The sequence below is a fragment of the Streptomyces sp. NPDC001137 genome, from assembly GCF_040298885.1.
GTDB lineage: Bacteria > Actinomycetota > Actinomycetes > Streptomycetales > Streptomycetaceae > Streptomyces.
The window spans coordinates 629,545-636,903 of record NZ_JBEPBA010000002.1 but is presented as its reverse complement, the minus strand read 5'-3'; the positions used below and the strand labels follow the sequence as shown (position 1 = coordinate 636,903).

At 70.3% G+C, this 7,359-nt stretch carries 6 protein-coding genes; 2 read left to right on the top strand and 4 right to left on the bottom strand.

Annotated features, from left to right (window positions below):
- Positions 1-152 precede the first annotated feature (152 nt).
- Entirely contained in the window at positions 153-1,553 is a 1,401-nt protein-coding gene (locus ABT254_RS05895; protein WP_351464047.1) for a hypothetical protein, read from the bottom strand.
- A 63-nt stretch (positions 1,554-1,616) separates the two neighbouring features.
- On the opposite strand from ABT254_RS05895, the gene ABT254_RS05890 reads away from it, so the two are divergent.
- Positions 1,617-2,504 carry a DUF4231 domain-containing protein gene (locus ABT254_RS05890; RefSeq protein WP_351464044.1) on the top strand — a complete coding sequence of 296 codons (888 nt, stop codon included), beginning with the start codon at positions 1,617-1,619 and terminating at the stop codon, positions 2,502-2,504.
- A 22-nt stretch (positions 2,505-2,526) separates the two neighbouring features.
- Here ABT254_RS05890 and ABT254_RS05885 read toward each other — a convergent pair whose 3' ends face one another.
- The gene (locus ABT254_RS05885; RefSeq protein WP_351464041.1) at positions 2,527-3,120 is read right to left on the bottom strand and encodes an Rv1733c family protein; all 594 of its coding nucleotides are present in this window, start codon (positions 3,118-3,120) and stop codon (positions 2,527-2,529) included.
- Between the two features lie 113 nt (positions 3,121-3,233).
- Entirely contained in the window at positions 3,234-5,618 is a 2,385-nt protein-coding gene (locus ABT254_RS05880) for a phosphoketolase family protein (protein WP_351464038.1), read from the bottom strand.
- A 50-nt stretch (positions 5,619-5,668) separates the two neighbouring features.
- Here ABT254_RS05880 and ppk2 point away from each other — a divergent pair, with 50 nt between their 5' ends.
- Complete coding sequence (gene ppk2 / locus ABT254_RS05875) at positions 5,669-6,472, top strand: polyphosphate kinase 2 (protein ID WP_351464035.1); 804 nt, start codon at positions 5,669-5,671, stop codon at positions 6,470-6,472.
- Positions 6,473-6,486: 14 nt separating this feature from the next.
- Here the strand turns inward: ppk2 and ABT254_RS05870 are convergent, their stop codons facing one another.
- Positions 6,487-7,359 (bottom strand): universal stress protein, encoded by an 873-nt coding sequence (locus tag ABT254_RS05870; protein WP_351464032.1) that lies wholly within the window; start codon positions 7,357-7,359, stop codon positions 6,487-6,489.

Here is a 7,359-nt window from a genome sequence, read left to right as displayed (position 1 = left end):
CACCGCCCACAGCCACCTCGCGACTGGCAAACGCCCGAATCTGAAACGGAAGGCGACTCACGAGGCGAGACCAGAACTCAAGACCGGGACACTAGGCGCGTGGCCCCGACGGCGCAGTCCGGTAGGCCAGCGAAGCCCTCCACATGCATGCGTCACGGTGATGAAGCAAAAGGGCTCCGACGACCATCACGGCCCCGACGGGGACGAGCAGAGAGTTGTGGACGATGGGCTCCGACGCATGGAGGACGAGCTTCGCGAAACCGCCCACCAGCGTGAACACAAGGGGCAGTCCGGCGGAGAAGAACGTCAGCAGGATGACGGCGATCCTCGCGCCGCGCCATGCCCCCCCACAGCATCCCGGCAATCGGAAGGGCCAGGAAGCAGAGGATCGCCAGGATCTGGCTGCCTGAAGGGGGCGAGATCGTGACGAGCGCCATGGCCCAGGCGAATGTGAGTAGCGGCACCGCTGTCCTGACCGGCCAAGGGCGGGGCAGACGGGCCGAGGGCAGACCCGGCGGGTTGAGGCCGGCCCGCCGGTACACGGGCCGGATCGCCAGAGGGAAGGCCGACTTCACCCATGCGTCGGGGTTGACGAGCCGTCCTGCATCGAACTCGGGATCGTCGTCACTGCCGAGTGGAGTGATATGCGGTGTCCAGTCGGCGTCGAACCAGACCGTCTCACGCACAAAGGCCGGCCCGTCCCATTCGTTCTTCCAGCTCTCGTCGCCTTCCGAGGCGGGAGGCAGACCCTTGGGGAAGAGATCCTGCAGGGCGCTTCTGAAGGATTCGTACTGCGCGGCGTCGCGCACGCCGATCAGTACCAGCCGCTCCGGAGGGCAGCGCGCCACGACCTGCTCCACCTCCCATCCGAGGCTGCGTCCCGGGCCGCAGACCAGAAGGACGAGAACCGCCCGGTCCAGCGCCGCGAGGACCTGGCTCTGCCACTCCAGATCGGAGGAGTAGTGGCGTCCCGCACCGACCTGCGGCAGCCGGTCGCCCGGCCGGCCCAGGGCCACCATGGCGCCGAAGGGTTCGACAGCCTGGCGCAGTTGCTCCTCCTCGGTATCGGTGACCGCACCCCACGGCCCGGCCCTCATCGACCCCTTCTGGATCGACGCCAGGCCCTCGTCGTCGGCAAAGGACCGGAGAAGCAGGACGACAGGTTGGTCCTGCGCAAGGCCGTCAAAGGACTGGATCACCTTTGCCCGGTGGCGGCCTCCCTCGCGAATGGCCCGCCGCCCGCCGGACAACGTCAGGATCATCAGGGCCAGTTCAGCGGCTGTGGTCACCCAGCTCTGGCCGGCGTTCCACTGGTGCAGGGCATGGTAGGACATCGCCCCGCAGGCCACCGCGACACTCATCATGAGGGTGCCGAGGATCTGAAGTGACAGCCCCTTGACCGGCGACTGGCGGAACTCTGCTCGCGGGCGGGGAGGCCGTCTACGGTCGGAGGGCGCTCTCGCACCGCTCGGTGCGGTCGGCTCCGTCGGTGCGCTCGGTTCACCCGGCGTACTCAACTGCCGGTCGGGCAGCGGCCCTTGGTCTTCCGACATCTTCCCCCGCTCCCTGCACCCGCGTCACACACGTCGTCACGTCAGGCTGGCACAATCAACCGCATGGGGGAATCAACCGACCTGGCCGCTCGCCGTGTCTGGGACTGGCAGAGCGTGTGGTCGCAGGCCGCCAAAGACGCGAAGCAGCAACTGGGGAGGGCTCGTGCCGTCGGTCTGATACTGGGCATCGCGGCCGCGTCGCTTTCCACCCTCGGGGCGCAGGTCATGGGCTGGCAGTCGGCGCTGGGCCGGTCGTTGACCCTGATCGCCGCCGTCTGCGCCGGGCTTGTGCCCCTGGCTGCCGGCCGCTCCGGAGCATCCGCCCTGCGGGACTGGACCCGGTTGCGCTCGGTGAGTGAGGCACTCAAGAGTGAGGTCTTCATCTGCCTGGCAGGGGTCGGCGGCTATCGCGGGCCGGACGCAGCGCGCCGACTGCTGGACCGGGCCGACCGCGTGGTGGCCGACGCGGGTGATCTGGCGTACCGCACGCGAGGACTGGTCCCCCAGCAGCGTTCGCTCCCGGACGTCAGGGACGTGGACTCCTACGTGGCGGTACGCCTCGTCGAGCAGATCAACGGCTACTACAGGCCGCGCGCCGCTCTCATGAGTCGTCGTTGTGCCGTCGTGCGGCGCTGCGAACTGGCACTCGCCGCCCTCGCAGCTGTCCTGGGCGCAGCGGGCTCCGTCTTCGGCACGGACAGCGCCGCCGTCTGGGTGGCGACCGTCACCACCGTCACGGCGACCGTCACCGCACATGCCGCAGCGGCCCGCTACGTCTACCAGGAACTGGAGTTCTCGCGCACCGCGGCCGAGCTGGAAGGCATACTGGCCCGCCGGGAAGCTCTGGTCGAGCCTGGCGACAGGCGGGACGACGACGGCTTCGTCGATCGCTGCGAATTGGTGATCTCCGCCCAGAACGAGGCGTGGATGGCCAGGTGGGCCGCCGACTGACGCTTTTGTGAGGGGCCGTTGGTCATCCGCTCATCTTCTTCCGCCACTGGGGGCCGACACGCTCCCACTCGGCCTCCCAGGCGCCCATGCGCCGCCGGTCGAGCCGTCGCCGTGCCAGCCGTCCGCAGCACAGGACCACGCCGACCGCGCCCGCCGCGGCCAGCGCACCTGTCAGCGCCGACTGCCCGCGCGCATCTCCCCCGCTCGGAGGCCGAGTGGCCAACGCGCCCCGGTTGTCGATCCACACGGTGACCGGGGTGCCGGCGGTGCTGCTCGGGTCGACGCGTGTCAGACCGGTGTGTGTGGTCCCGTCGGCGGCCGTCCACCGGACGGTTCCCCACACCGTCGCCCCGCCGTCGGTCGACACGTTCGTGGTGCTGTCCACGTTCCGGGTGAGTTCGGCCGACACGGAGTGCACGGCGGCGCGTCGTGCGGCAAGGCTGTCCTGCATGGCGGCATCCGCCGCAAAGCCCGCGAGGAGGCCGCACACCAGGGCGATGGTCCAGGTGGCCAGGACGATCCAGGCCTCGACGCAGTCGCTGTGCCGGCGCAGCGGATTGTGCCGCCACCGCCAGAGGCGCACCTTCTTCACCGGGGTGGGACGCGTCTGTGCCATGGCCCGACACCCCCTCGTCCTTCGACTCGAAGATCGCTCGTCGCCTTCTTCCAGGCTCGGTCATGGGAGCCGGGAACGCATGGGCCGATCGGCCCCCGTCGAGCAGTCCGGACTCATCCGCTCCAGGTCCACTCCGCGACCTCCGGCAGGTCGGTGCCGTGGATGCGGATCCAGTCGTGGTGGCGCAGACGTGCGTCCTCCATGCGCTGGCGTACGGCCGCGGCCCGCACCGCCAGCCCGGGCACTCGGTCGATGACGTCCATGACCAGCCGGTAGCGGTCCAGGTCGTTGCGGACGACCATGTCGAAGGGCGTGGTCGTGGTGCCGGACTCCTTGTAGCCGCGCACATGCAGGTTCTGGTGGCCGGTGCGCCGGTAGGCGAGGCGGTGGATCAGCCACGGGTAGCCGTGGTAGGCGAAGATCACCGGCTTGTCCTTGGTGAACAGGCCGTCGTACTCGAAGTCGCTCATGCCGTGCGGGTGCTCCTCGCGGGGCATCAGGCGGGCCATGTCGACGACGTTGACCACGCGGACCGCGAGACCGGGCAGGTGCCGGCGCAGCAGCTGGGCGGCGGCGAGCACCTCCTGGGTGGGGACGTCACCGGCGCAGGCGAGGACGACGTCCGGCTCGGCTCCGTTCTCGGTGCCCGCCCACTCCCAGATGCCGGCTCCGCGGGCGCAGTGGGCGCGGGCCTGGTCCATGGACAGCCAGTCGAAGCAGGGCTGCTTGCCGGCCACGATCACATTGACGTAGTCGCGGCTGTGCAGTGCGTGGTCGGCGACGGACAGCAGCGTGTTGGCGTCCGGCGGCAGATACACGCGTACGACCTCGGGGCTCTTGTTGAGGACGTGGTCCACGAAGCCGGGGTCCTGGTGAGAGAAGCCGTTGTGGTCCTGGCGCCACACGTGCGAGGTGAGCAGGTAGTTGAGGGAGGCGATCGGTGCGCGCCACGGCAGCTGCCTGGAGGTCTTCAGCCACTTGATGTGCTGGTTGACCATCGAGTCGACGATGTGCACGAAGGCCTCGTAGCAGGAGAACAGGCCGTGCCTGCCGGTGAGCAGATACCCCTCCAGCCAGCCCTGGCAGGTGTGTTCGGAGAGGATCTCCATCACGCGGCCGTGCCGGTCGAGGTGTTCGTCGACCGGCAGGTGCCTGGCCTGCCAGGCCTTTCCGCTGGCGTCGAAGACGGCCTGGAGCCGGTTGGAGGCGGTCTCGTCGGGACCCACGACCCGGAAGTCGCGGCGGGCCGAGGTGTCCTCCATGACCTTTTCCAGGAGGTCGCCGAGGACGCGGGTGGGCTCGTGGAGGGTCGTTCCCGGCTTGTCGACGGGCACGGCGAACCGGTCGAGGGACGGGACGGGCAGGTCGCGCAGGAGCAGGCCGCCGTTGGCGTGCGGGGTGGCGCCCAGACGCCTGGCCCCCTCGGGGACACAGGCGAGGGCGTCGGCGACCGGCCGGCCGTCGGCGTCGAACAGCTCCTCCGGATGGTACGAGCGCAGCCACGCCTCCAGCTGCCGCAGGTGCTCGGGGTTCTCGCGTACGCCGGCCAGCGGCACCTGGTGGGCACGCCAGGTGCCCTCGACCGGCACCCCGTCGACCTCGGCGGGCCCGGTCCAGCCCTTGGGGGTGCGCAGCACGATGACCGGCCAGTGCGAGCGCTCCGCCACGTCGTTCTCGCGGGCCGACTGCTGCAGCGCGGCGATGCGGTCCAGGGCGTCGTCCATCGCCCGCGCCATCGCGCGGTGAACGGCGGCCGGGTCGTCGCCGCTGACGTGGATCGGCGCATGGCCGTAGCCGCGCAGCAGCTCGTCGAGCTCGTGCTCGGGCAGACGCGCGAGCACCGTCGGGTTGGCGATCTTGTAGCCGTTGAGGTGGAGGATCGGCAGCACGGCCCCGTCGTGGACCGGGTCGAGGAACTTGTTGGAGTGCCAGGAGGCGGCCAGCGGTCCGGTCTCCGCCTCGCCGTCGCCGATCACACAGGCGACCAGCAGGTTCGGGTTGTCCAGGGCCGCCCCGTAGGCGTGCGAGAGCGAGTAGCCCAGTTCACCGCCCTCGTGGATCGAGCCGGGGGTCTCCGGCGCGACATGGCTCGGCACGCCGCCGGGGAAGGAGAACTGGCGGAACAGCAGCTCCATGCCGGCCCCGTCCCGGCCGACGTCCGGATACGTCTCGCTGTAGCTGCCCTCCAGCCAGGAGTTGGCCAGCACGGACGGCCCGCCGTGGCCGGGCCCCCAGATGCACAGGGCGTCGATGCCGCGGGCCTTGATGACGCGGTTGAGGTGGGTGTAGACGAGATTGAGACCGGGCGAGGTGCCCCAGTGGCCGAGCAGCCGCGGCTTGATGTGCTCCGGGAGCAGCGGTTCACGCAGCAGCGGGTTGGTCATGAGGTAGATCTGTCCGGCGGACAGGTAGTTGGCGGCACGCCAGTGCGCGTCCAGGGTGCGCAGTTCGTCGTCGGTCAGTACGGTGCTGCTGTTCTGGTGTTCGACCTTGGGCATCAGGCACTCCGGAAGTCATCGGCGTGGGGCGACGGGGCGGTGGAGACGGCATGGCCGGCAAGAAGGCGGCGAAGGTGCCGCGCAAGACTTATGAGAAGGAACTGCTGCGTCTGCAGACGGAGTTGGTGAAGCTGCAGGAGTGGGTGCGTGCGGAGGGCGCCCGCCTCGTCATCGTCTTCGAGGGACGGGACGCGGCCGGCAAGGGCGGCACCATCAAGCGGGTCACCGAGCACCTCAACCCCCGTGTCGCCCGGATCGCGGCCCTCCCGAAGCCGACCGAGCGCGAACGCACCCAGTGGTACTTCCAGCGGTACGTCGAGCATCTTCCGGCCGCCGGGGAGATCGTGCTGTTCGACCGGTCCTGGTACAACCGGGCCGGGGTCGAGCATGTGATGGGCTTCTGCACCAAGGAGGAGTACCAGCTCTTCCTGCGGCAGTGCCCGATCTTCGAGCGGATGCTGGTGGAGGCCGGGATCCTGCTGCGCAAGTACTGGTTCTCGGTGAGCGACACCGAGCAGCAGGCGCGCTTCGGGCGCCGTCTCGAGGACCCGCTGCGGCGCTGGAAGCTGTCGCCGATGGACCTGGAGTCGATCACCCGCTGGGAGGCGTACTCCCGGGCCAAGGACGAGATGATGGTGCACACCGACATCACCGAGGCACCGTGGTTCGTCGTGGAGAGCGACGACAAGCGCCGGGCACGGCTGAACATGATCGCCCATCTGCTGGATTCCCTGCCGTATCACGACGTGCCGCCGCCTGTGCTGGAGCTGCCGGACCGGCCGAAGTCGACCGGCTACCAGCGCTCGCCGCGTGACCTGCAGACGTACGTCCCCGATCACGCGGCGAACCTGTAAGCCCGTCACGGCGCTCACGCCCGCTGCGGTACGACGGCGACCGGGCAGGCGGAGTGGTGCAGTACCGCGTGGGCGACGCGGCCGAGCTGGAGCCCGAAGCGTCCCTCGCGCCGCTTGGCCCCCACGACCAGCAGGTCGGCGTCGCTCGAGAGGTCCGTCAGGACCCTGCGGGCGTGGCCCTCGACGGTGCGGCGGTGCACGTCGACGTCCGCCGGCACGTCGTGCAGCGCACCCTCCAGCGCCGCCACGGCGCGCTCCTCGTGCAGCCGGGCGGGTTCCCCGGCCATCAGCGGGTGGTCGGTGCTCTCGTGCGCGGGGCACCGCCAGGCGCGTACGGCCTCCAGACGCGCCCCGCGGCGGCGCGCCTCGTCGACGGCGAAGCGCACGGCCGACGACTCGGCGCCGTCCTCGCCGACGCCCAGGAGGACACGTTGGTGAGTGCCCGGCACCGCCTGCTTGTCGTGGTTGCCGCGCAGGACGATCACCGGGCAGTCGGCGTGCGCGGCCACGGACAGGCTGACGGAACCGAGCAGGAACTCCGCGATGCCGCTGCGGCCACGGCTGCCCACCACCAGAGCGGAAGCCTGACGCCCCTCGTGCACCAGGGCGTACTCGGGCTCCTCAGCCAGCGCCACCGGCGTCACCTTCAGGTCCGGGTGGCGCTCGTGCGCCCGCCGGGCCGCGAGGTCGACGACGTCCTGGGCGAGCACCGACTCGGAGGGCTTGCCCAGGTCCACGGCGAGGGACGTGCCCTCATAGCGCTCCCACAGGGAGGCGTACACGACCCGCAGCTCCACTCCTCGCAGCACGGCCTCGTCGGCGGCCCAGTCGACGGCACGCAGGCTCGGCTCGGAGCCGTCCACGCCCACGACCAGAGGCAGTTCCAT